The organism is Paenibacillus sp. 1001270B_150601_E10 (assembly GCF_015558675.1).
In the GTDB taxonomy this organism is placed as follows: Bacteria; Bacillota; Bacilli; order Paenibacillales; family Paenibacillaceae; genus Paenibacillus_B.
Genome location: NZ_JADMOL010000003.1, coordinates 1 through 23,719, shown reverse-complemented (window position 1 = coordinate 23,719; position 23,719 = coordinate 1). Strand labels below are relative to the sequence as shown.

General features: G+C 38.9%; 20 protein-coding genes. 17 read left to right on the top strand and 3 right to left on the bottom strand.

The features are described 5' to 3' along the window. Positions 1 to 275 precede the first annotated feature (275 nt). From I2H74_RS08865 to I2H74_RS08845, 5 genes are all read left to right on the top strand, one after another. Entirely contained in the window at positions 276 to 1,052 is a 777-nt protein-coding gene (locus I2H74_RS08865; protein WP_195573531.1) for an ABC transporter permease, read from the top strand. Between the two features lie 8 nt (positions 1,053 to 1,060). Then, entirely contained in the window at positions 1,061 to 1,798 is a 738-nt protein-coding gene (locus tag I2H74_RS08860) for an ABC transporter ATP-binding protein (RefSeq protein WP_195573529.1), read from the top strand. Positions 1,799 to 1,838: 40 nt separating this feature from the next. Next, entirely contained in the window at positions 1,839 to 4,028 is a 2,190-nt protein-coding gene (locus I2H74_RS08855; RefSeq protein ID WP_229106523.1) for a bifunctional glycosyltransferase/CDP-glycerol:glycerophosphate glycerophosphotransferase, read from the top strand. A 126-nt stretch (positions 4,029 to 4,154) separates the two neighbouring features. After that, positions 4,155 to 4,553, top strand: a complete 399-nt coding sequence (gene tagD, locus I2H74_RS08850; RefSeq protein WP_195573524.1) for a glycerol-3-phosphate cytidylyltransferase — start codon at positions 4,155 to 4,157, stop codon at positions 4,551 to 4,553. Beyond that, positions 4,550 to 5,740, top strand: a complete 1,191-nt coding sequence (locus I2H74_RS08845; protein ID WP_195573522.1) for a CDP-glycerol glycerophosphotransferase family protein — start codon at positions 4,550 to 4,552, stop codon at positions 5,738 to 5,740. The genes tagD and I2H74_RS08845 overlap by 4 nt, the downstream gene beginning before the upstream one ends. Positions 5,741 to 6,027: 287 nt before the next feature. On the opposite strand, the gene I2H74_RS25265 is transcribed toward I2H74_RS08845, so the two are convergent. The 3 genes from I2H74_RS25265 to I2H74_RS08835 all read right to left on the bottom strand — a co-directional run bounded on the left by I2H74_RS25265 (position 6,028) and on the right by I2H74_RS08835 (position 8,381). Continuing rightward, entirely contained in the window at positions 6,028 to 6,669 is a 642-nt protein-coding gene (locus I2H74_RS25265; protein ID WP_420707430.1) for an acyltransferase family protein, read from the bottom strand. Between the two features lie 29 nt (positions 6,670 to 6,698). Continuing rightward, entirely contained in the window at positions 6,699 to 7,007 is a 309-nt protein-coding gene (locus tag I2H74_RS25260; protein WP_195573520.1) for an acyltransferase family protein, read from the bottom strand. A 156-nt stretch (positions 7,008 to 7,163) separates the two neighbouring features. Next, on the bottom strand, positions 7,164 to 8,381 hold the full coding sequence (locus I2H74_RS08835) for a CDP-glycerol glycerophosphotransferase family protein (protein ID WP_195573518.1): 1,218 nt from the start codon (positions 8,379 to 8,381) through the stop codon (positions 7,164 to 7,166). Between the two features lie 326 nt (positions 8,382 to 8,707). Between I2H74_RS08835 and I2H74_RS08830 the strand changes: the two genes are divergently transcribed. The 12 genes from I2H74_RS08830 (at position 8,708) to ligA (ending at position 22,947) form a co-directional block, all read left to right on the top strand. Then, positions 8,708 to 9,451, top strand: coding sequence for a sugar phosphate nucleotidyltransferase (locus I2H74_RS08830; protein WP_195573516.1), 744 nt, complete (start codon positions 8,708 to 8,710; stop codon positions 9,449 to 9,451). 10 nt (positions 9,452 to 9,461) lie between these two features. Beyond that, positions 9,462 to 10,010 (top strand): dTDP-4-dehydrorhamnose 3,5-epimerase, encoded by a 549-nt coding sequence (rfbC, locus tag I2H74_RS08825; RefSeq protein ID WP_195573514.1) that lies wholly within the window; start codon positions 9,462 to 9,464, stop codon positions 10,008 to 10,010. 13 nt (positions 10,011 to 10,023) lie between these two features. Continuing rightward, a complete protein-coding gene (gene rfbB, locus I2H74_RS08820) occupies positions 10,024 to 11,040 on the top strand; it encodes a dTDP-glucose 4,6-dehydratase (protein ID WP_195573512.1) in 1,017 nt (338 codons plus the stop codon). Position 11,041: 1 nt separating this feature from the next. Beyond that, the gene (rfbD, locus tag I2H74_RS08815) at positions 11,042 to 11,884 is read left to right on the top strand and encodes a dTDP-4-dehydrorhamnose reductase (protein WP_195573510.1); all 843 of its coding nucleotides are present in this window, start codon (positions 11,042 to 11,044) and stop codon (positions 11,882 to 11,884) included. 127 nt (positions 11,885 to 12,011) lie between these two features. After that, positions 12,012 to 12,935: a glycosyltransferase family 2 protein gene (locus tag I2H74_RS08810; protein ID WP_195573508.1), complete on the top strand. Its 924-nt coding sequence runs from the start codon at positions 12,012 to 12,014 to the stop codon at positions 12,933 to 12,935. A gap of 142 nt (positions 12,936 to 13,077) precedes the next feature. Beyond that, positions 13,078 to 13,953 (top strand): glycosyltransferase family 2 protein, encoded by an 876-nt coding sequence (locus I2H74_RS08805; RefSeq protein WP_195573506.1) that lies wholly within the window; start codon positions 13,078 to 13,080, stop codon positions 13,951 to 13,953. 25 nt (positions 13,954 to 13,978) lie between these two features. After that, positions 13,979 to 14,743 carry a class I SAM-dependent methyltransferase gene (locus I2H74_RS08800; protein WP_195573504.1) on the top strand — a complete coding sequence of 255 codons (765 nt, stop codon included), beginning with the start codon at positions 13,979 to 13,981 and terminating at the stop codon, positions 14,741 to 14,743. Between the two features lie 25 nt (positions 14,744 to 14,768). After that, positions 14,769 to 16,181, top strand: a complete 1,413-nt coding sequence (locus I2H74_RS08795) for an undecaprenyl-phosphate glucose phosphotransferase (protein ID WP_195573502.1) — start codon at positions 14,769 to 14,771, stop codon at positions 16,179 to 16,181. A 142-nt stretch (positions 16,182 to 16,323) separates the two neighbouring features. Beyond that, a complete protein-coding gene (locus I2H74_RS25000; RefSeq protein WP_267490726.1) occupies positions 16,324 to 16,449 on the top strand; it encodes a hypothetical protein in 126 nt (41 codons plus the stop codon). Positions 16,450 to 17,078: 629 nt separating this feature from the next. Continuing rightward, complete coding sequence (locus I2H74_RS08790) at positions 17,079 to 17,789, top strand: heptaprenylglyceryl phosphate synthase (RefSeq protein ID WP_195574035.1); 711 nt, start codon at positions 17,079 to 17,081, stop codon at positions 17,787 to 17,789. Positions 17,790 to 18,110: 321 nt separating this feature from the next. Further along, positions 18,111 to 20,561, top strand: coding sequence for a DNA helicase PcrA (gene pcrA, locus I2H74_RS08785; RefSeq protein ID WP_195573500.1), 2,451 nt, complete (start codon positions 18,111 to 18,113; stop codon positions 20,559 to 20,561). 331 nt (positions 20,562 to 20,892) lie between these two features. Continuing rightward, positions 20,893 to 22,947 carry an NAD-dependent DNA ligase LigA gene (gene ligA / locus I2H74_RS08780; protein WP_229106522.1) on the top strand — a complete coding sequence of 685 codons (2,055 nt, stop codon included), beginning with the start codon at positions 20,893 to 20,895 and terminating at the stop codon, positions 22,945 to 22,947. The last annotated feature ends 772 nt before the right edge of the window (positions 22,948 to 23,719 follow it).

Sequence of the window (23,719 nt, the reverse complement as noted above, 5' to 3'; positions counted from 1 at the left end):
AAACAAGAGAAATTGAGATTAAAATCTGTAAGTGTAGCTACGCTACCACTAGTTTTTGTGATCCACCGAAACTGGAAAATCAAAGGGTGTTATCTGTTGCGATTAAAAGGAAAATAATGCAATGCCTATTGTTAGAATTTCTCGATTGTCCGTTTTTTAACCGGATCCAATGCGCATTTATCTCCTTTTGTGAATAACTTAAGCATAACCAGAAGTAGCGAACTGGAATTTAGAGTAATCTATCCGGAGATCCAAATTAGTTGGGAGATCATTTTATGAAAGATCATATCTATAACTTTTTGAAGTATAAAGATTTGTTTTTTGAGTTAATTAAGAAGGACATTAAACTAAAATATAGAAATTCTGTTCTTGGGATATTATGGAGCATGTTAAATCCCCTATTAATGATGATCGTCTTAACGATTATTTTTTCGAATTTGTTTAATAAACATATAGAACATTTTCCTGTATACGTACTAACTGGGCGTTTAATTTATCAGTTTTTTTCAGAATCAACCAATTTTGCAATGGATTCAATTGGATCAAATAGTCAACTAATCAAGAAAGTATACGTCCCAAAATATTTATTTCCGTTATCGCGCATATGTTCATCATTTATTACAACATTAATTTCTATGGTTCCTTTATTGCTAGTAATGTTGGTTACGGGCATGCCCTTTCACTGGCTAAATCTATTGGCCATATTCCCAATGATTTGTTTATTAATTTCTTCAGTTGGAATAGGGCTGCTTCTGGCAACCATCAATGTTTTCTTTAAAGATATGAAGCATCTGTATTCCATAATTTTAACGGTAATCATGTATCTGACTCCAATATTTTACCCAGCATCTATAATTCCCGACAAGTATAGAGTTATAGTAGAGATGAATCCAATATTTAATGTTGTGGTAATGTTCAGGAACTTGATTATGGAAGGTACGCTACCTCCACTAAGCATGATGGGGGTTACATTATTTTACTCGTGCTGCATATTTGTGATTGGCTTTTTCGTTTTCTATAAGAAGCAAGATAAATTTATCTTTTATATATAAGAGGGCCTATGAGTAATTCAAATATAACTTTAGAAGTAAAAAATGTCTCAATGAAGTATCGTTTAGCAACTGAGAAAATTAACTCTATGAAACACTATTTAATTAAGAAGATGCGCAGAGAAATTCAATATGAGGATTTTTATGCATTGAATGATGTCAGTTTTACTATAAATAAGGGTGAAGTGTTTGGAATTGTGGGAAGGAATGGTGCTGGGAAGAGTACATTATTAAAAATTGTTTCTGGGATATTGAAGCCAACGCAAGGCGAAGTTATTCGTAGAGGAACCATTGCTCCAATGATTGAGCTTGGCGCGGGATTTAATGGAGACCTGACCGGTTTTGAAAATATTTATATGAATGGTTTGGTGTTAGGTCACTCTCGAAAATTTATTGATCAGCATGTTGAAGAAATTATTGATTTCTCCGAAATAGGGAAGTTTATTCACACTCCACTTAAAAATTATTCATCAGGGATGAAAGCCAGATTGGGTTTTTCTATAGCTACAATAGTAAAACCGGATATTCTCATATTAGATGAGGTCCTTTCTGTTGGTGACTTCAAATTCAAAGAGAAAAGTGAAAATAAGATTATGTCAATGATTGAAGGTGGGACAACGGTGTTGTTTGTGTCGCATTCAATGGGGCAAGTAGAGAAATTATGTGATCGAGTTTTGTGGTTGGAGAATGGAGAAGTACGAGGATTAGGAGTCACTACAGAGGTATGTGGTTTATACAGTAATGGATAGAGATGATTAACAAATATTTTTGACAGTGGTGGTAGATATTATGGGGTTTGATATAAGCGTAATTATTCCGACATTTAATGTGGAACGATATATTGAAGAAGCATTAATATCTGTTGTCAATCAAAATTTCTCTGGATCAATAGAGATTATTGTTATTGATGATTGCTCGACGGATAGAACTACTGAAATAGTTGGGGATTTCAAGCAGAGATATAGTGATTATTCTGTTACATTACTTCACCAACCCCAAAATTTGAGGCAAGGAACTGCGCGTAACCGAGGTATTAAAGAAGCAAAAGGGAAATACCTCCTATTTTTAGATGGTGATGATTTTTTAGATGAACATGCTTTTGAAAAAATGTTTGATGCTACAGATGATGGTCAAGTTGATTTTGTTGTTTGTGATTGGGTGTATTATTATGAAGATAAGGGCCTTATCTACGTGAATAATGATTTGTTTATGGCTAAACAAAAATTAGTCGGGCAAGAATGTGAAGAGTTATTACAAGCGCCAACATATTTTACTGTAAATAAATTATATCGAAGAAATTTTTTGATTAATAATAGTATCTATTATGGAGAAGGGTATATATATGAAGATGTAGAGTTTTATATTAAAGTTGCTAATTGCGCTAATTATATTAATTTAATTTCAAATCCATTATACATGGTTCGAGTTAATCCATTTTCTACAACGAAAACAAGCAAAGATACTAATGTGCACCTGAATTCATTTATTCAGGCTATTGAAAATTCTTTGGATCAGTTTAATCCCAGAAAAGAGGATTCCTATTATTTCGTTTATAAGTATTTAATACGGAAGGCTATTGTGTATGCAAAAACTAGAGCACCAAAGGGAAACTTGAGAAAAACCTTAGGCAAAGTAATAGAGCTACTTAATAACAAGTCAATTAAGTATGGGGATCTAAAAGGTAACATTAATTCGCTAGATCACTTCTTATTTAGAAGAGGGTTAATTAAAAAGCAGAGGGTTAATACAATACTATTTCTAGAGTGGGCTTCTCAAAAAAAAGTGCTGACCAAAATCTTTAAGGTTTTGATGAAATTACTAAAGAGTATTAAGAATACTAGTATATATAAAAAAATAAAAAAATATGAAGTAAAGAAGAAAATCAAACAATTTAATAAGGCACCAATTGATAATAATACTATATTATTTATTGGATTTGATTATAAATATATTGGTAACTCAAGGTATTTTTATGAGTTCTTGAATAGTACAAAATCTGGTTACCAAGTATATTTTGTGACAAGAGATCCGAGAGTGCCTTCTAAAAATCGTATAACTCCACGTAGTCTTTTATTCTATGAGATTTTTGCAAAAACTAAAATAGTTTTTGCAGAAAGTTGGATACCTTTAGATCTAAGTAAGAGAGAAGAAACAACATGGATTCAGTTATGGCATGGGACTCCATTTAAAAAGCTATTATTTGATAGTGCGGAAGTACATATATCTAAGTACAATCGGAATCATAAATGTCAAAAACAGAGAGATATACGCAGATGGGACTATATATTATCGGATTCTAGACAAGCGAAGGAGAAATTCAAAACTGCGTTTGCTGTTGAAGATAAAAAAATCCTGAATTTTGGTTATCCGAGAGTACAATGGCTTAAAAATAATAGAAACAATCAAAAGCTAAAAGGTAGAATAAAACAAAAAATAGGTATATGTGGTGATAAAAGGATTATCCTATACGTTCCTACATGGAGAGACTATAACTATAAACAAAAAAATCCTGATTTATCATATTTACTGGACGTAAATTTTTTATCCCGAAATTTAGGCGATGGATATGCGATTATCCATAAAGATCATTCTATGGGAGTTACAAGGGGGAGATATAATAACGTTTATTACCCAGACACGTTAACAGATGTGCAAGAATTAATATTAATTGCAGATATAATAATTAGTGATTATTCATCTGTTATATTTGATGCTATGGCTATAGATATCCCTTTTTATTTGTATATTAACGATTTTGAAAAGTATGAAAAAGCTAGAGGAGTATATTGGGATATGCATGAAGATATGCAGTCCTTTTATACAAAAGATACCGTATTATTGATTGATAAAATTAAAAATGAACAATATGCTAATTTAAAGCAGGAGTATCAAATAATTAAAGGGAAATATTGTAACGACTTTGTTGGTGACGGAAATCAATTACTCTTAAAAAAAATTATCGAAATAACAAAATCATAACTAAATTTTTGACTTATTTAGTATTGTATATAAACTCCATTATACTATAATCATTTGACTACTATTTGTTACTTTATATTCTGAATTTCTGGTAAATTTACTTCGATCATAAGGAAGAGAGGAATCATGAAAAAAATACTTACTTATGGAACCTTTGATCTTTTACATGAGGGCCATATCAATTTGTTAAAACGTGCAAAAGAAAAGGGCGACTATTTAATTGTTGGATTATCGAATGACGCTTTTAATAATATTAAAAATAAACAAACGTATTTCTCTTTTGAAACTCGTAAGCTGATCCTAGAATCGATCCGATATGTGGATTTGGTTATCGAAGAGAAGAATTGGGAACAAAAAATTAGTGACGTCATAAAACATGAGATTGATGTGTTTGTTATGGGAGATGATTGGAAGGGGGAATTTGACTTTCTAATGGAGTACTGTGAAGTTCAGTACTTGCCCCGAACATTAGGTATATCTACAACAAAAATTAAACAGGATTTATTTCGGAAGGCACATGTATGAAAAAAGCAGTATACCAAATATATACCTCCCTCTTTGCGGTTTTTTATAAAATATTTGGTGTAGTACTACCAGTAAATAAAAAAGTAATTTTATTTGAAAGTAGTGTAGGAAGAAGCTATTCTGGTAATCCTAAATATATTTATGAAGAAATGATTCGGCAGAGTATGGATTTGGAGTACTGTTGTGTATGGGTGTTAGAAGATAGTAGCACCCATATTCCAGGTAACTGTAAGAAAGTGCAGAAGATGCGATTCAAGCATTTATATTATGCAGCTACTGCAGGGGTTTCGATAACAGACTCAAGGCAATTGGATATATTTAAAAAAAGAGAGGGCAGTATACTTATTCAGACTTGGCACGGTACCCCACTGAAAAAATTAGCTTTGGACATGGAAATAATGAATATAGGGGGGGATACTGATTTATTAGCGTATCAAAGGAAATTTTCGCAGCAAACTAAAGAGTGGGATTATTTAATTTCTCAAAATGCTTATTCAACTGATAAATTCAAGAGTGCCTTCGCATATGGAGGGGAAATTTGGGAGATCGGTTACCCTCGAAATGATGTGCTACTTAGGTGCAATAGTGAAGATGCGGTTTGGCAATTGAAGTTAAAGCTATCTCTTCCAATTGATAAAAAGATTATCTTATATGCCCCTACTTGGAGAGACGATGAGTTTTATGAACAAGGAAAATGGAAATTAACTTTACATTTTAATCTTGATAAGATGAAAGAACGCTTAGGATCTGAATATGTATTAGTAATTAAGCAACATTATTTTGTGCAAGATGATATGTTGGTTGATCCGAAACATAAGCAATTTATTTATATATATCAACCTCAACAAGATATTCAAATGTTATATTTAGTTGCTGACATAATGATTACTGATTATTCTTCTGTATTGTTTGATTACAGTTTGTTGAAGAAGCCCATGATATTTTATTGGTATGATTATGAGAAGTATAAAAATGAATTACGTGGTTTCTATATTGATTTTAAAGAAGAAGCTCCTGGTCCAATTGTACTTAATGAGAGACAACTAGTAGAAGCGATAGAAACATTGGAATCCAACAATCATTCATATCAAAAGAAGTATGAGAATTTCTTTAATAAGTACAATTATTTGGATGATGGTAATTCGAGTATGAGAGCTGTAGAGAAAATTAAGAAGATATTGAAATGATTGCTTTTTGCTGTGTAGAATGGTAAACGTGATACTATTATCAAATTGGAAAAATCATGTCAAAAGACAGGTATGAATCTTCACATCAAACAATGAACATTCATACCTGTCTTTTGGTGTGAAAATGGTTGTGTTTGTGTTGCAAGTAAGGGAAAATATTGACCTCTCTTTGAACTTAATAGGTTAATGCGTTCCTCAAGTAAGCCCATGATCTATCTAGCTCATGATGGTGTAATGTTCGAGGTTGATTAGCATTTATTTTTTGTTATTGTCTAGTAAAGTCTTATCTACGAACTTACTTTAATCATCAACCTTTTGTATGTATTCGCTAATAAAACCGGAATTAGCACACTCAATATTATTGCTAACGGATAGTATATCCAGGATTCGAAGTATTTAGTATAACCTGAGTAAACAAGAATCCTAATAATAACATCACTTACGAAAAGGTGTAATATATAAATTGCTAATGTATAAGTTCCGAATTTAGGTAAAAATGTATTAACTCCGATGTCGGGGTGATTCACACATATTACCATTAAGTAAAAGGTCATCATGGCTAGTGGTACAGCAGAAAGCTTCAAATCAGAAAAACTTATAAAATAAAGTAACAAAACTGAGCAAATGAACCCGATAATAGGTAGTTTTATCGTTTGACAATTGATTGTTGCGATGAAATACCCTAATGCTAAATAAAATAATGCTTGAGATATCCCTCCGTATACAAAATAGCTATCTAACTTCGATATACCAATAAGGTTCAAAATATAGAATCCTGTTGATAAAAGAAATATTATTTGAGGATTAAGTTTAAGAAGTTGAAAGCACCACATAATAACACAAGCACATATTAATGCAGTCATAAACCAAAGATGATATTGTCCAATGTCTCCGTTGAAAATTCGTACATAGTTCCATGATTCAATCAATTTATGGAGAGAAGCTTTAAAAGGTTTCCCTAAAAAACTCTGTCTGTAGTTACTAATACAAGGTTAAAAAGGATGTAAAACAGTGTAGCATATAAATATATCTTTATGGACTTTACTAGATACCCCCAAAGATAACCCTCATTATCCTTTTTGAAATACAAAAGGAATCCAGATGCAGTAAAGAAGAAAGGGACTGCAAAATTTAAAATAGGTCTATAAATATCATAGTTCCAGAATGTATTAAGATCCTTGCGCAGCATAACTGCAGTAACATGGATTATTACTACAGAAATCACGGCAAGAAATTTAATAGTATCTAAAGAATAGTAACGTTTCAATCTAAATTCCTCATTTCTATTTTAGGATACAATTATAATAGATAAATATAGTTAAGGTTAGTTTATTTAAGAAAAACATACGAACTCTTCAAATAGTTCTGTTTAGGTATTCAGATTTATTTTCATCATATTTAGGATATCCAAAGTCTTAATAGACTAACGGGAGTTCTGAATTAAATCTCTTATTGTTTGTACTACTCTTTGCGAGTTGTTCATATCTACATGAGAATAGTATTCTTTCTTCATATTGGTTCGAAATTTATAATACTTATCATTATGCTTTTTTAACTGGTATAACTCCTCAACAACCATATTCCATGTCGTACATTTTGGGCCAGGAGTTAGTTCATTATATTCACCATATAATTCTCGATCGATGCTCAGATATTCATCTAAGTCAAAGGGGGTGAATATTATGGGTCTGTTGAGTAATAGAAAATCATAGTAGACACTTGAATAATCGGTAATAAGAATATCTATCCAAGGGAGGAGATAATTGATATCAGATATATCATCCTCTTTTAATAAAACTATCCTTGGAGAGCTAATTTCATGTACATGTTTCTCAAGATTGTAATAATGAAGTTTGATATATAGTACTGATTCCTGTTCCTCTAAGAATTGGATTAGTCTAGAATTATTGATTGAGTTTATAAATATAGATAATTGTTTGGCATTTTTGCGATGTGTTGGAAAATAACCAATCCTGTGTTTAATTGATATTTTATTTGTTTTGAAAGATAAGACTTCGGGTGAAACAGTATTCTTTGTTAAAATGACATCTGCTCTGGGAGTTCCTGTTTCGAAAATTTTACTCTCATGTAATCGAAAAGCTGATTCGAAAATCTTGCTAACTTTTGGGCTTGTTGATGTAACAACATCCCATTGGTCAAACACGTTTAAATGTGGTAACAATATAGATTTGATTTTAGTGAGCAGTGTGAAGAAATTACTCTTGTTTTTAGATGAATTGTATTGATCATCATGAACAATTTTTTTTAATGGGATTCCATGCCACAATTGAAATTTTAAAAGCTTCGAGGCACCTAATGTATTTACATCGGCTATATTAACCGTAAAAATAGCAACTGCAGCTCTGCAAGTTAACCAGTACCCTTTAATAGAATAGATAGAATATGCTTCATAACCACTTTTGCGCAGTTCATTAACAATTGCTTTTTTTCTTGTGAGCCAGATGGCCCTGATTCCAGGTTCCGTTTCGTATATGTATTCAAATACATATCGACTGCTGTCTGAATATCTTGTTCCGAACCACGAACCAAAAACCCAAATGTTTTTATCTCTAGGAACGATATAGGATAACCAATACAATGGAAGTAAAAAAAAATTGCCAAGTAATTTAATAATTTTCAAATTGATATTCTCCCTTAACGCTACGAGAGCGTAAAATATCTTGTGTAAATAGATAAACACCAAAACGGTGTCGGCGTTTGGAGGGCTTCTAAAAGAGAAGTATATATGATTGTGTGTTGATCGATCTAGTAATGTTGGTTGAAGATATTCTTGTTGTTCACAAAATCCCCCATTTAAAACAAATTGCTGGCCACCGACGCCTAATATGTTAACATAAGTAGAAGGGTTAATCATTCTTTAGATGTTTAGATTAAAGTAAGCGTTTTTTAAATTTCAACTCGATTCACTCGTCATTTATTTAAGAATTTGATATAGAGGTGAACCTCATGAAAGGAATTATTTTAGCTGGTGGTACCGGCTCGCGTCTTTTTCCATTAACTAAAGTAACGAACAAGCATTTACTTCCCGTTGGGAAGTATCCTATGATATTTCATGCAATTAATAAGCTAAAGAAAGCAAAAATTTACGACATTCTTGTTGTTACTGGTAAAGAGCACATGGGTGATGTTGTCAATCTCCTTGGGAGTGGACGCGATTTAGGCCTCTCTTTTACCTATAAGGTACAAGATGAGGCAGGAGGTATAGCTCAAGCACTAGGCCTTGCGGAGCAATTTGTTGGTGATGATCAGATGGTTATTATTCTAGGAGACAACGTATTTGAAGAGAATATTGAGAACTACGTAAACAATTTCGAACAACAGCATAAAGGTGCAAAAATCCTTTTGCAAGCAGTTCATGATCCGCAACGTTATGGTGTTGCAGAATTAAATGAAAACTATATTGTTTCCATTGAAGAAAAACCGAAGGCTCCGAAGAGTAACTTTGCGGTTACAGGAATATATATGTATGATAGTTCTGTGTTTGAAATTGTAAAAACTCTTAAGCCTTCTACTAGAGGTGAATTGGAAATAACGGATGTTAATAATGCATATATTGAACGTGGTGAACTTACTTATGATATTCTTCAGGGGTGGTGGACGGATGCAGGCACGCATGCTTCTTGGGCAAAGGCAAACGAGTTGGCCAAAGATATCACTTTGTCCGAAGAGTATGGTAAGCTAAAGTTATAGAGGTGTAGAAATGAACGTTCACGAAACAAAATTAACTGATGTCAAAATCATCGAACCCGCGGTTTATAGTGACCATCGCGGTTTTTTTATGGAGAGTTACAACAGAGAGAAGTTTCTTGCATATCATATGGACTATCTATTTATCCAAGACAACCATTCTCTTTCCGTAGAAAAAGGAGTAATTCGCGGCTTGCATTACCAATTAAACCCTAAGGCACAAACTAAACTTGTTCGTGTCGTTAAAGGCGCAATTTATGATGTTGTTGTCGACATTCGGCGGAATTCGCCTAACTTTGGTCAATGGGTCGGTGTACATTTAAGTGCAGAGAATAAACGGCAATTATTAGTGCCGAAGGGTTTTGCCCATGGATTTTGTACGACTGAACCGAATACAGAGGTACTGTATAAAGTTGATGCACTCTATTCGCCGGAACATGACCGCGGCATCTTATGGAATGATCCAGTATTAGGGATTGACTGGCCAACGGATCACCCAATATTGTCAGATAAGGATATGAAGCATCCGTTATTGCGAGATGCAGATATTAAATTTGATTAAAGGGGGGATTCTGTTGAAGCTATTAGTGACTGGTGGAGCGGGCTTTATTGGGAGTAATTTTGTTTATTATATGGTGAACAAATATCCAAATTATCATATCATCAATTTGGATGCCCTCACATACGCTGGAAATCTTGAAAACTTATTGGAAGTAGAACATAAGCCGAACTATACCTTCATTAAAGGAGATATTTCGGATGCTCAAAATGTAGACGGAATCTTCCGGAATGGTGTAGATATCGTAGTGAATTTTGCAGCTGAGTCTCATGTGGACCGCAGTATTCTAGAACCGGGCATATTCGTGCAAACGAATGTGATGGGGACGCAAGTTCTACTGGACGCAGCCCGTAAGTATAACGTTAAAAAATACGTACAAATCTCAACAGATGAAGTATATGGGACTCTAGGAGATACAGGAATGTTCACGGAGACGACTCCACTTGCACCGAATAGTCCGTATTCTGCTAGTAAAACAGGTGGAGATTTACTTGTGCGTGCATATCACGAAACCTTTGGTATGAATGTGAACATTACGCGCTGTTCTAACAATTATGGTCCATATCATTTTCCTGAGAAGCTAATTCCGCTTATGATTTCGAACGCACTAAATGATAAACAACTACCAGTTTACGGGGATGGTCTGAATATTCGTGACTGGCTGTATGTTGAGGATCACTGCAGCGCGATTGATTTAGTTATTCATAAGGGAATCAGTGGAGAGGTATATAATGTAGGCGGCAACAATGAAAGAAAGAACATTCAAATTGTTGAAACCATTCTTGAAGCACTGGACAAGCCTAAATCATTGATTACTTATGTGGCTGATCGCCCTGGGCATGATCGTCGTTATGCTATTGACGCAACAAAAATTCGCAATGAACTAGGCTGGCAGCCGAAGTATAATTTCGAGACTGGAATTCAAAAAACCATTGCTTGGTATCTGGAACATAAAGACTGGTGGACACGCATTCAGTCAGGCGCATATCAAGAATATTATGAAAAACAATATGGTGGACGTCTAGGTGATTAGGATGAAAGTTCTAGTGACAGGTGCAAATGGTCAGTTGGGGCAGGATGTTGTTCGAATTTTTAATCAGCTAGGACACGAAGTATATGGATTGTCTAGGGATCGGTTAGATATTACCAATCAAGAACAATGCAACTCTGTAATACTTGATTTGCAACCTGATGCAGTAATTCACTGTGCGGCTTATACGGCTGTTGATGCTGCAGAGATGGAAGAGGATACTGCCTATCTTGTTAATGCTGTTGGCAGTCGCAATATTGTAGTCGCAGCTGAAAAGGTCGGAGCTAAAGTATGCTATATTAGTACGGACTATGTGTTTGATGGTCATTCTACTAAAGCTTATCGAGAGTATGACAATACCGATCCACAGACGGTCTATGGTAAATCGAAACGTGCTGGGGAGCAGCTCGTACAGACATTATCTTCTAGGTATTACATTGTTCGAACATCATGGGTATACGGGAGTCATGGCAATAACTTTGTAAAGACGATGTTAAAGCTAGGGGCAGAAAAGCCTTCGTTACAAGTCGTAAATGATCAGCTTGGCTCGCCTACTTATACGGTTGATTTAGCTTATTTTTTGGAAGAATTGATTCAGACCAAGTTGTATGGGGTTTATCATGCCTCCAATACGGAATTTTGTTCCTGGTTTGAATTTGCTCAAGCGATATTTGATTATGCTGGTTTAAAACCTGAACTATTACCATGTACAACAGAACAGTTCCCGCGGCCAGCACCAAGACCTAAAAACTCAATCATGGAGCATTTATCGATTCGCACCAATGGGCTTCGTGATTTACGTCCATGGAAAGAAGCTTTACAGGATTTTATTAAAAATGAGATTTAACATATTGAGGACTGTTGACGCAATTAAGTTTGTGACCAGCAGTCTTTTTCTATGGTAATCAATTCGTATTATCTGCGTCTATAAGATATAATCTAACATACTTCTTTAAAAAGACGGTGAATCGACTATGGCGAAAGAGAGCGTACAGGTACTTCTTTCAACTTATAATGGAGAAGCTTATGTACAAGAACAAATTACGAGTATAAGGAATCAAACCTATTCATCTATTCATTTAATGGCTCGAGATGATGGATCAACAGATAGCACGGTCGATATCCTTGAGCAAATACTTAGTCACGAATCACATCGCATTGCATTACTAAAAGGAGAAAATGTCGGTGTAATTCAAAGTTTTTTTGAGCTCCTTCAGTATTCGGATGATCAGGCCGCTTATTACTGCTTTTGCGATCAAGATGATGTATGGTTGCCTGATAAAGTTGATCGAGCGGTTCGAAAGCTAAGCCAAATCAATAAACCCGCCATGTATTTCTCGTCAACAACATTAGCAGATGAAGTGTTAAATCCAATCAAAATATGGCCAAGTCCTCCGGTAAGACAGCCATCCTTTTATAATGCGTTGATTCAAAATATTGCCGTGGGCGCCACTATGGTTATTAATAAAGAAGCGAGAGATCTACTTCTCTGTAAATCTATTGATTATCGTAATTTGCAAATGCATGATTGGTGGGTTTATGTTTGTCTCTCTGCTTTTGGGGAAGTGGTGTATGATCCAGAACCATCTATATTGTATCGGCAGCATGGAAGTAATGTAGTTGGGGGAGATCAAACGCTTATTCAAAAATGGAGGAATAAATGGAGAAGTTTCCGAAAGCATTCGGGTCATAGACTGCTTCGAAAACAGGCCATTGAATTTCACAAACATTATGGTGAAATGATAAGCGAGGAGTATAGAGAGCAGCTTGAGTGGTTTATTGCGCCAAGAGGAACGTTAAAAGAACGGGTTCGATATTTAAAAAAATCCAAGTTATTTCGACAATCTTGGACTGAGAATCAGTTATTTAAAATTCTAATATTAATTGATTATATCTAAATCTCTTAAACCACTATATCCCTCTATTTGCAAGCCAATCATAAACGGAATATTATCTGGTGAACCTCGTTGATTTAAGGATTCCATCCTTTTTCTATGCTATAATGGCTAGAGCAACTCTCGGTAGAATGGGAGATTATGAATGGACTTAAGTATTATTATTGTTAACTACAATACTCGACAATTAACGCTAGATTGCTTGCAATCGGTATTTCGTTCGCAGGTTTCGTACACTTATGAGGCGATCGTGATCGATAATGCTTCTACGGATGATTCAGTATCGAAGATTCAAGCCGAATACCCGCAAGCGCATCTGATTGTCAACGACGATAATGCCGGTTTCTCGCGTGCCAACAATCAAGGTATCCGCATAGCCCAGGGTCGATACATCCTACTGCTTAATTCTGATACAATCGTGGAACCATTTACGTTGAACACGATGATTGCGTTTATGGATGCCCATCCTGACAGTGGGGCATCTGGTTGCAAGGTCGTGCTGCCCGATGGTTCGCTAGACAAAGCCTGTCGTAGGGGATTCCCTACGCCGTCGGCTTCTTTCTATTATGCTTTTGGGATTGCAAAACTTTTCCCAACCACACCACGTTTTAATCAATATCAGCTTGGTTACCTAAGTCCAGATGAGACGTATCCTATCGATTGTTTAGTTGGCGCATTTATGATGGTTCGGCGTGAGGCGATTGACCAGGTAGGCATGTTGGACGAAGAGTTTTTCATGTATGGCGAAGATATTGATTGGTGTTACCGGATAAAAGCGTCAGGTTGGCAAATCTACTATGTGGCCGAAACGAAGATCATACACTACAAGGGTGCTAGCAGTCGCAGGAAACCGTATAAAATCGTATATGAGTTTCATCGTGCAATGCATTTATTCCACTGCAAGCACTATCGACAGAAATATTCAATGTTGACCAATGGCCTTGTTTTCACAGGCATATGGACTAAATTTATCTTCTCATTCATCCAAAATCGTATCTTGAAGAGAAAAGTCAATACATAAACTGTACAAGGGGACCCTACTTTCCATGAGCAAAAAGATCACGAGCGAAAAGGAATTTCACAATAAAGTTTTTGGTGGAGATAATGAAGCTCGAGAAAGAGCGAATGAGCATTTTTATTCAATAACAAAGAAGTTACTGGATTACTATAGGAGTATTTTGGTAAACCGCAGTAAAGGTGGTCAAGTACTGGAATATGGTTGTGGATTGAGTAGTTTTTCTTATTTACTTGCCCATAAGGGTGCAACATTTGCTCGAGGGATCGATATATCTGATGTGGCAATAGAGCAGGCGAATGATCGCGCAGTACGTGAAGGACTAGCCCACAAAATGGAGTTTCTTGTGATGGATGCCGAACAGCTTGAATTTCAGGACAATTCGTTTGATGTCATCTGCGGCAACGGTATTCTTCATCATCTCGATTTATCGAAATCATATCAAGAGCTATCCCGAACGCTTAAACCGGACGGGCTTGCTATATTTACAGAACCATTAGGTCATAACCCATTGATCAACTGGTATCGCAACCGTACACCGGGAATTCGTACGGAAGATGAGCACCCATTGTTTGTATCTGATATTAAATTAGCGAGTCAATTCTTTAATAAGGTTGAGACGAAATATTTCTTCTTAGCTACATTGGCATGCAGTCCTTTCCGCAAGTATAAGTTTTTTAAAGGATTGGTTCGCTTTTGCGATGGGATCGATACAATTCTGTTTTCGGTGTTCCCATTCCTTCGCAAACATGCATGGATGGTTGTCATTTCAATGTCAGACCCGATCAAAAAGTAAAACATCCTCTACGAGGTGAACCTTCTTGTTACGTAAGAACCAGCGTTTTCTCACACAACTGTATATTTTAGCGGACTATACCGTCATTCAGGTGATGTTCCTGTTCGCATATTGGATCAAATTCCAGAGTGGGTTGATGGCGCATGATAATCCGCTGCCGATTACCCAATATGCAAAGTGGAGTCTTATCTACGGGGTGATCGCGGTCATAATCGGGATGATGAGTGCATTCTACTCGCCGAAGCGCAAAAAGCGATTTGCGGATGACTTCTTCCGTATTATTCAGGTGCATTTAATCAGCCTATTTGTTCTTTTGAGCTTGCTCTTCTTCTTTAAAGCGGTGCACATTTCTCGTGAGTATCTAGCGATCTACATGGTAGGTAATGTCTTGGCGATTCTTATCTATCGCTATGGTGTGAAGCAGGTGCTACGGCATTTCCGGGAGAAGGGCTATAACAAGCAGTACGTTCTTATCCTCGGAGCTGGAAGTCTGGGGAAAAGATTTTATGATAAACTGAGACAACACCCTGAAATGGGGTATGATGTGATTGGTTTCCTAGATGATCAATACGGTGATCTTCAATCTGAATTTGATGAGCAGAAGTACAAGCCGATTCTAGGCACGCTGAGAGATCTTTCCAAGATCATTGAGAACAGGCTTATCGATGAGGTTATCATCGCACTTCCTCTAGAAGCACATCACAAGTTTCCATATATCATACATGCATGTGAAAAAGCAGGCGTACGCACGCTGATTATCCCAGATTTCTTTGATTACTTGCCTGCGCGACCGACTTTCGATAATTTTGCTGGCATGCCATTAATTAACGTTCGGGATATTCCGCTTGATCTTATGAGCAACCGCATACTGAAAAGAATGTTCGACATTGCCTTTGCACTGATCGCAATCATGATTACATCACCAGTGCTATTGTTTATCGCCATTGGAATCAAACTCACCTCTCCAGGTCCAATTTTATTCAAACAAGAGCGCGTTGGATTAAATCGCAGAAACTTCTATATGTACAAATTCCGTTCCATGAAGGTCAGTTCTGATCAAGTGGCAGACACTCAGTGGACGACAGCAGATGATCCGCGCAAAACGAAGTTCGGCAGCTTGTTACGCAAAACGAGTCTAGACGAATTGCCTCAGTTCTTCAACGTTCTGTTTGGACATATGAGTGTTGTAGGCCCTCGCCCAGAGCGTCCGTACTTCGTGGAGCAATTTAAGGAGGAAGTTCCTAAGTATATGGTGAAGCATCATGTACGCCCTGGAATCACTGGTTGGGCCCAGAGCAACGGTTTAAGAGGCGATACCTCCATTGAAGAGAGAATCCGCCATGACATCTTTTATATTGAAAATTGGTCTTTATTATTTGATATTAAAATCATTTGGAAGACGATCTGGAACGGCTTCGTTAATAAAAATGCATATTAGGAACTGAGTTTCCTTAATTTTGAAGAATGTGAATCATGTACCGCAATCATTCACTTTTAACTTTTCAACAAAAACATCATGTATAAAAAGATGCACAAGCTCCCCACACTGAGAATACAATCTCTTATGGGGAGCTGATTTTATGCAGAGATTTCACGATGAGATGGAAGATGAAGAAGCAGCTACTGGCCGAGGCTGGCTTAATGGTATCCTGCTAGGTGCCATTCTATGGTTGGTAATTATTATGATTGTGAACTGGATCATATAGGCTATCATCGTCAATACTTGATACAAATACTTAATTGCTCGTACTTCTACTTCTATAAATGGAAGCTGTATACAGAGCAATCTTCATACTAGCCATCTGTAGCGCTATCTCATAGATAACCTAAAGACAAGCTTCTTCGTGACAAGAGGAAGCTCTTTTTGTACAATGAAATCAGAACATATATTCTGCTTTTTGCGCATGGAGTCGCATGTTTTCAAAAGAATGCCAACTCAGTAAAATAACTCAGCAACCTTTTGTCATCAAAAAAATTGCATCAAAAGCATGGAGACAGCATTCAGAAGCAGGCTTGTAGATCTGACGTCATAACTAATTCGCACCACTGCTTATCAGGTCTATTCAATCACATGTTCTGCCTAACGCAATCTTATACACTGTTACCATGAACTGTGCTAACGTTTATACCAGCAACCCTTCATTGACACCCTATACTCCCTGTCTTAGACTTATCTTGTTATGCTTCTTTAGCAAACATGAAGTTCGGTTCAATGAACTTGATTTACTCAACTGAAGTGATTCCGAATTAACGAACCACTGACACTAAACATCAACATCACATAAAGACAGCCGTAGAGTGGAGGAAAGAACAAGTGAAAGCTTCCGCAAAAGGAATGAACGCGATAGATATCATACATTTACACGAGTGGCGCCACGTGTTTAAGCTCGATCCGGATAAAGACATCGACGACAGTGCACTGGAACACATCTGCATGTCAGGGACAGATGCGATTATGGTCGGAGGTTCCAGTGGGATCACCTTTGAGAACACCGTAGACCTTATGTCAAGGATACGCAGATATGAATTGCCGGTCGTCCAGGAAGTCTCTGACCTGGATGCGGTTGTGCCGGGATTTGATGCGTACTTTATCCCGATGGTTTTGAATACGACGAGCACAGAATGGCTGGTAGGCCAGCATAAGCGTGCCATTGAACAGTATGGCTATATGATGCCTTGGGAGCTAATTATCCCAGAGGGCTACATTATTCTGAATCCAGAGGCGACAGCGGCGAAGGTGAGCGAAGCGAATGCTCAGTTGACTGCCAAAGAAGCAGCAGCCTATGCCCATATTGCGGACAAGCTGATGCGGCTTCCGATCATTTATGCAGAATATAGCGGAACCTTTGGAGATATGGAGACGGTGAAGCAGATCAAGGCGGCGGCAAGCAGCGCTCATGTCCTTTATGGCGGCGGTATTGCAACCAAGGAGCAAGCTCAAGCTGCAGCTGCGGTGGCAGACACGATTGTGGTCGGCAATATTTTGTATGATAATCTGCAAGCAGGGTTAGATACAGTTGCTGCGGTAAAGGGGAGTTCCACCTAGTTTAGTTTAATAAGACACTTTATATCCAGATTCATCAACAATGTTGTGGGCTAAGTCAACTAAGATGCCTAAATCATCTTGCATCTAGCTAACAGCAGGTGCTCATTTGTTTTTAATCATCTGTCTGCTTATAGCTTTATCTTTAGAACCTAACATAATCAATGAAACGCCATAACCATTCATGATACATTGAGAGCAACCACTTAAAAATGGTATTCTTCAGCTTAAACTTATTGCTTAATCTATCGTTAACCATTACCATCCTACATTACCAGGTTGATATAGATTCATAACCATGCTTCTGAAAGGGGAGAAGGACTTATGTTTGAATTTCTGGAAAATATCGAGGATCCTAGGAAGTCGATGAAGCTTGCCGAGGACATCGAGAAAGCGATCGAACGGCTGAATCCAGAGCAGCGCCGAGCGGTTGAGAAGACAGACGGCCCTCTGCTCATCATGGCCGGAGCGGGTTCGGGTAAGACACGCGTGCTTACGCACCGCATTGCGAATCTGATTGCAACGAGAAAAGCTGCCCCATGGAGCATTCTAGCCATCACCTTTACAAACAAAGCCGCTCGTGAGATGCAGGAGCGGGTTTCACACCTTGTAGGCAAGGAAGGGCACGACATTTGGGTATCCACCTTCCACTCGATGTGTGTACGCATTCTTCGCAAAGATATTGAACGTCTCGGCTTCTCCTCCAACTTCACGATTCTAGACTCTGCGGATCAACTATCCGTTGTACGGGGCTGCATGAAGGATCTGAATATCGATACGAAAAAGTTCGATCCGAAGTCTGTTCAAGCTGCAATCAGCACGGCGAAAAATGAACTGATTACGCCAAAACGCTTTGAAGAGCGTGTCGGCGATTATTTTGATGATATTGTCGCAAAGGTATATAAGAGCTACCAGAAGCGCCTGAAGTCCAACAACTCGCTTGATTTTGACGATCTGATCATGACCACGATTCAGCTGTTTAAGGATGAGCAGGATGTGCTCGAACACTACCAGCGCAAATTCAAATACATTCACGTGGACGAGTACCAGGATACGAACCGTGCGCAGTATATGCTCTGCCGCATGCTCGCGGATCAGCATCAAAATATTTGCGTGGTAGGGGATAGCGACCAGTCGATCTATCGTTGGCGTGGTGCGGATATCACGAACATCCTGAACTTTGAAGAGGACTATCCCAATGCGACGACGATTCTGTTGGAGCAGAATTATCGTTCAACAGCGAATATCCTGAACGCAGCTAACGGAGTTATTAATAATAATACCGGTCGCAAGCCGAAGAAGCTGTGGACGGACAGTGATGAGGGGGACCTGATTAAGCTGTATCAAGCAGATACAGAGCATGATGAGGGTTATTTTGTAACCGGCGAAATCAAGAAAAATCAAATGAGCGGCATGCACTTTAGCGATCATGCGATTCTTTATCGTACGAATGCCCAGTCCCGTGTCATCGAGGAAATTCTCATCAAGGCGGAGATCCCTTATCAGATCGTGGGCGGGATCAAGTTCTATGATCGCAAAGAGATCAAGGATATCCTGGCTTATTTGAGACTGATTTCGAACCCGGATGATGATATCAGCTTGGAACGCATTGTTAACGTACCGAAGCGGGGCATTGGGGCGACGACGATTGCGAAGCTGTCAGAAGCCGCTACAGAGCGCGGTGTATCCATGATGAAGGTTATTGATGATATGGACCTATTGGATATCGCGCCTCGTACGAAGAATACCCTCCGTGACTTCCACGAGATGATGCTCAATCTTACTCGGATGCAGGAGTACCTGTCGGTTACGGATCTTACACAGAAGATGTTGGAGCTGACGGAGTATAAGCTTGAGCTTCAACGTGAGAATACACTTGAATCCAAAGCGCGTGTAGAGAATATTGAGGAGTTCCTATCTGTTACGCAAGAGTTCGAGAAGCGCAGTGACGATAAGACTCTTGTCTCATTCTTAACAGATCTTGCGCTGATTGCCGACATAGACTCTTTGGGAGACGATCCGGATGAATCGCCTGAGGATGCTGTCATTTTGATGACGATGCACAGTGCAAAGGGACTGGAGTTCCCTGTCGTATTCATCATCGGAATGGAGGAGGGCGTATTCCCTCACAGTCGGGCCTTTACCGACAATGAGGAGCTAGAAGAGGAGCGCCGACTCGCCTATGTAGGGATTACTCGTGCTGAGAAGAAGCTATTCCTTACCTGTGCAAGAACACGGACTTTATTTGGCCGAACCAATGCCAATCAGCCTTCACGCTTCCTAAGAGAAATACCCGAGGAATTGCTCGAAAGTACTTCGCCTACAGGCGGCGCTCGCTATGAGCGATTTGACCGATTTGGCCGTCAGGCGGCTTCTTCAGCTTACGGTGGAAGAGGATTGGGTTATAGTGGCGGCAATAGCGGCCATCCTTCATCAGGTGCTCCAGGAGCGGGCTCTTCTTCATTTGGAGCGCGCCAGTCTTATGGTGCGCAAGGTGGCATGTCTAGAAGCAGTGCCGTGCCTGGTCTTGGACCAGCATCTAAGCCAACGGCAAATCGCGTCACAGTGTCCTCTCCGCAAGATAAAGCGAAGCAAGAGGGTGCAGGGGATCAGAGCTTTAAAGCAGGAGATAAAGTTGCTCATGGAAAATGGGGAACTGGGGTCATTGTATCCGTAAAAGGCACGGGTACAGACACAGAGCTTCAAATTGCGTTTCCTGCTCCTGTCGGCTTGAAGCGATTGCTGGCCGCCTTTGCACCTATTACGAAGGTGTAGGGTGAACAAATCAAGGGCAAAATGACAGTAGCATGAGTACAATCTCGTTATTAATTTCAGTGCTGCCCTATAAGCTTATCTATGAAGTTTATTCCTGTTCGAGTTTATTATAAAATGAGCGAGAGATCCTCGCGGGTACACACATTGGCTGTTTACATCATGAATCCATCACGCTCGGCAAGGTCGAATGGCCTGATTCTGTCGGGCGTGTTACATATGAAGAGAAGTTTTATAGCATATAAGCCTTACTAATGGCTGAACCAGTAATATTAACGACTTATAACGTGGTAATCAAAGCAAGATCTGATTAAAGGAAGGGGAATTCCCGCGGATGAGTAATCACGCTATCGATCCTAAGCTTGAAGCGCGCATGCAAGAGCTCGTTCAAGAGCTTTTTACTTACAACTATCAATATTACACCTTAGATAATCCGATCATTAGCGATAAAGAGTATGACGCGCTATACGACGAATTGGCGGCTCTTGAAAAAGAAACGGGGGTTATTCTCCCGAACTCGCCAACGCAGCGTGTAGGTGGAGAGCTGTTAAGCGGATTTACTCCACACCGGCATTTATCACGCTTGTGGAGCTTGGATAAGGCTCAGGATACCGAGGATTTGCTGCAATGGCATCAGCGGGTTGTAAAGCTTGTGCAAGACTACAACACCAAGAATCCTGATCAAACGCCACTTCCAGACCCGAGCTTCGCCGTTGAGTTGAAATTCGATGGGCTTACATTGAATTTGACTTATACGGATGGAGTATTGGTGCAAGCAGCAACGCGAGGCAATGGTGTGACGGGGGAAGCGATCCTTCCTCAAGTAAAGACGATTCGATCTGTACCGCTCACGATTCCTTTTAAAGAAGGGACGATCGAGGTGCAGGGCGAAGGGATGATGAACCTTTCTGTTCTTGAAGCTTACAATCAGACAGCAGCGGAGCCTCTGAAAAATGCGAGAAACGCGGCAGCAGGCGCCCTTCGCAACTTGAATCCGCAGGTTACGGCAACGCGTAAGCTGAACGCCTTTTTCTACAATGTCGGGTATGCCAGTGATATCCGTTTCGAGAACCACCAAGAGATGATTCAGTTTCTGAAAGACAGTCATTTCAAAGTAAGCCCGCATGTCACTTATTTCAATACCATAGAAGAAGTCATGGCTGAGCTGAATCGTATCCAGGAGCAGCGCAGCACGTTTGATTTCTTAATTGATGGTGCCGTGGTCAAATTGACCGATATGCGTACGCGTGAGGTGTTGGGATATACGGATAAGTTCCCGCGCTGGGCTGTTGCCTTCAAATTTGAAGCGGAGGAGACAACGACAGTTCTCGAATCCGTCAGCTGGGAAGTCGGTCGTACAGGCAAGATTACACCTGTTGCACGCGTTGAAGCGGTTGAGCTCGCAGGCGTGACGGTACAGAACTGTACACTCAATAATATCGGTGATATTGAACGCAAGAACCTGAAGCACGCCCTCGGTTCCCGTGTATTCATTCGTAGATCCAATGACGTCATCCCTGAGATTCTCGGCAAGGTAACAGACGAGCGGGACGGGGAAGAGATCGTTTACCCTACGCACTGCCCATCCTGTGGATCCGAGCTTGAGATGCGAGGGGCACATCTTTTCTGTAACAATCGACTCGGCTGTAAGCCGCAAATTGTTGCCCGACTCGCGCATTTTGCTTCCCGCGATGCGATGGATATTGAGACATTCAGTGTGATGACAGCAGAGCAGCTCTATGATGAGCTCGAAGTTCGTGATCCCGCGGATCTTTTTGCTCTAACCTTTGATCAATTAGTAGGGCTCAATCGCTTTGGGGAGAAAAAAGCAAATAACCTCCTGAAAGCAATCGACGATTCGAAGACTAGAGAGCTTGCGTCCTTCCTCTTTGCCCTCGGCATTCCGAATACGGGGAAAACAACGACACGTGCGCTAGCGGATCATTATAGAAGCTTAGAGGCGGTTATGGCGGCCGCGCCAGAGGAGTTAATACAGCTTCAAGACGTAGGGGGGATTGTTGCAGAGAGCATTTCTGGTTATTTTGTAGACCCACTCAATCGCAGTTCGATTGAACAAATGCTTGCACTTGGTGTATCCCCGCAAGGTCCTGCTGAGCCAGTTGAAGTTAATACCGAATCCATGTTCTATGGCAAAACGGTTGTGCTTACAGGCTCGTTGCAGCTGTTGACTCGCGATGAGGCAACGTCCAAACTGGAAGCTTGCGGAGCTAAAGTTACAGGCAGTGTATCCAAGAAGACGGATCTTGTTATTGCAGGTGAAAAGGCCGGCAGCAAGCTGGCTAAAGCAGATCAGCTCGGCATCCCCGTAATTACAGATGAGAATGAGTTTGTTCGTCTACTAGAGGAAGCCCTCAACCCTGCGACATAATGCAGAGAGATAACGAGAGTAGAGCGTTTGAGCTTTACTCTCTTTTTTATGGATATTTATCGAATAAGAAAGATCGAATAGAATATGTAAAATGATGTTTAGATAAGACAAAGCCGTTGTATGTGCCAGCTTAATTAGAAGAAACGAATGCCATGTAACTACAGTAACTTATAGGAATATTATATTGGTTTATGAAAAAGTAACTATTAGTATGGGGAGTTCTAGTAGTCTTCCTTCAATTATTTATCTAGGTGGACTGGTTACGAAATGAATGAGGGACTATGTAAAGTCGTTTAGAAGAATTGCGGCAAGTACAAAGCTAACTAAGAGGTAAAACTACAGTAAAGGTTTTAACACATAGATAATAAAACATATGGAGAATAGGATTGATGGTTTTTGTCTCCAAACAATATGCTTAATAAAGTCTTTAAGGGTGAATTCATAATGGATTGCAGAGTTAGTCTCATTTTGTTGTAATATTTTGCTTGTTGCATAACTCTTCGGAAATGTGGTACATTAATTTTTGTTGTTTCGACGATAACTTCTGAAAAACAACAAAAAATAAAAAATGTTGACAACAATGATTCGATAAGATATACTAATTCAAGTATTCACTTCGAAACAAGTTGAAAACATAAAGTTCCTTGAAAACTGAACAAATGATGAAGCGAATTGAGAATTAAATTCTCGTCAGCAATACAATGAGCAAGTCAAACACTTTTATGGAGAGTTTGATCCTGGCTCAGGACGAACGCTGGCGGCGTGCCTAATA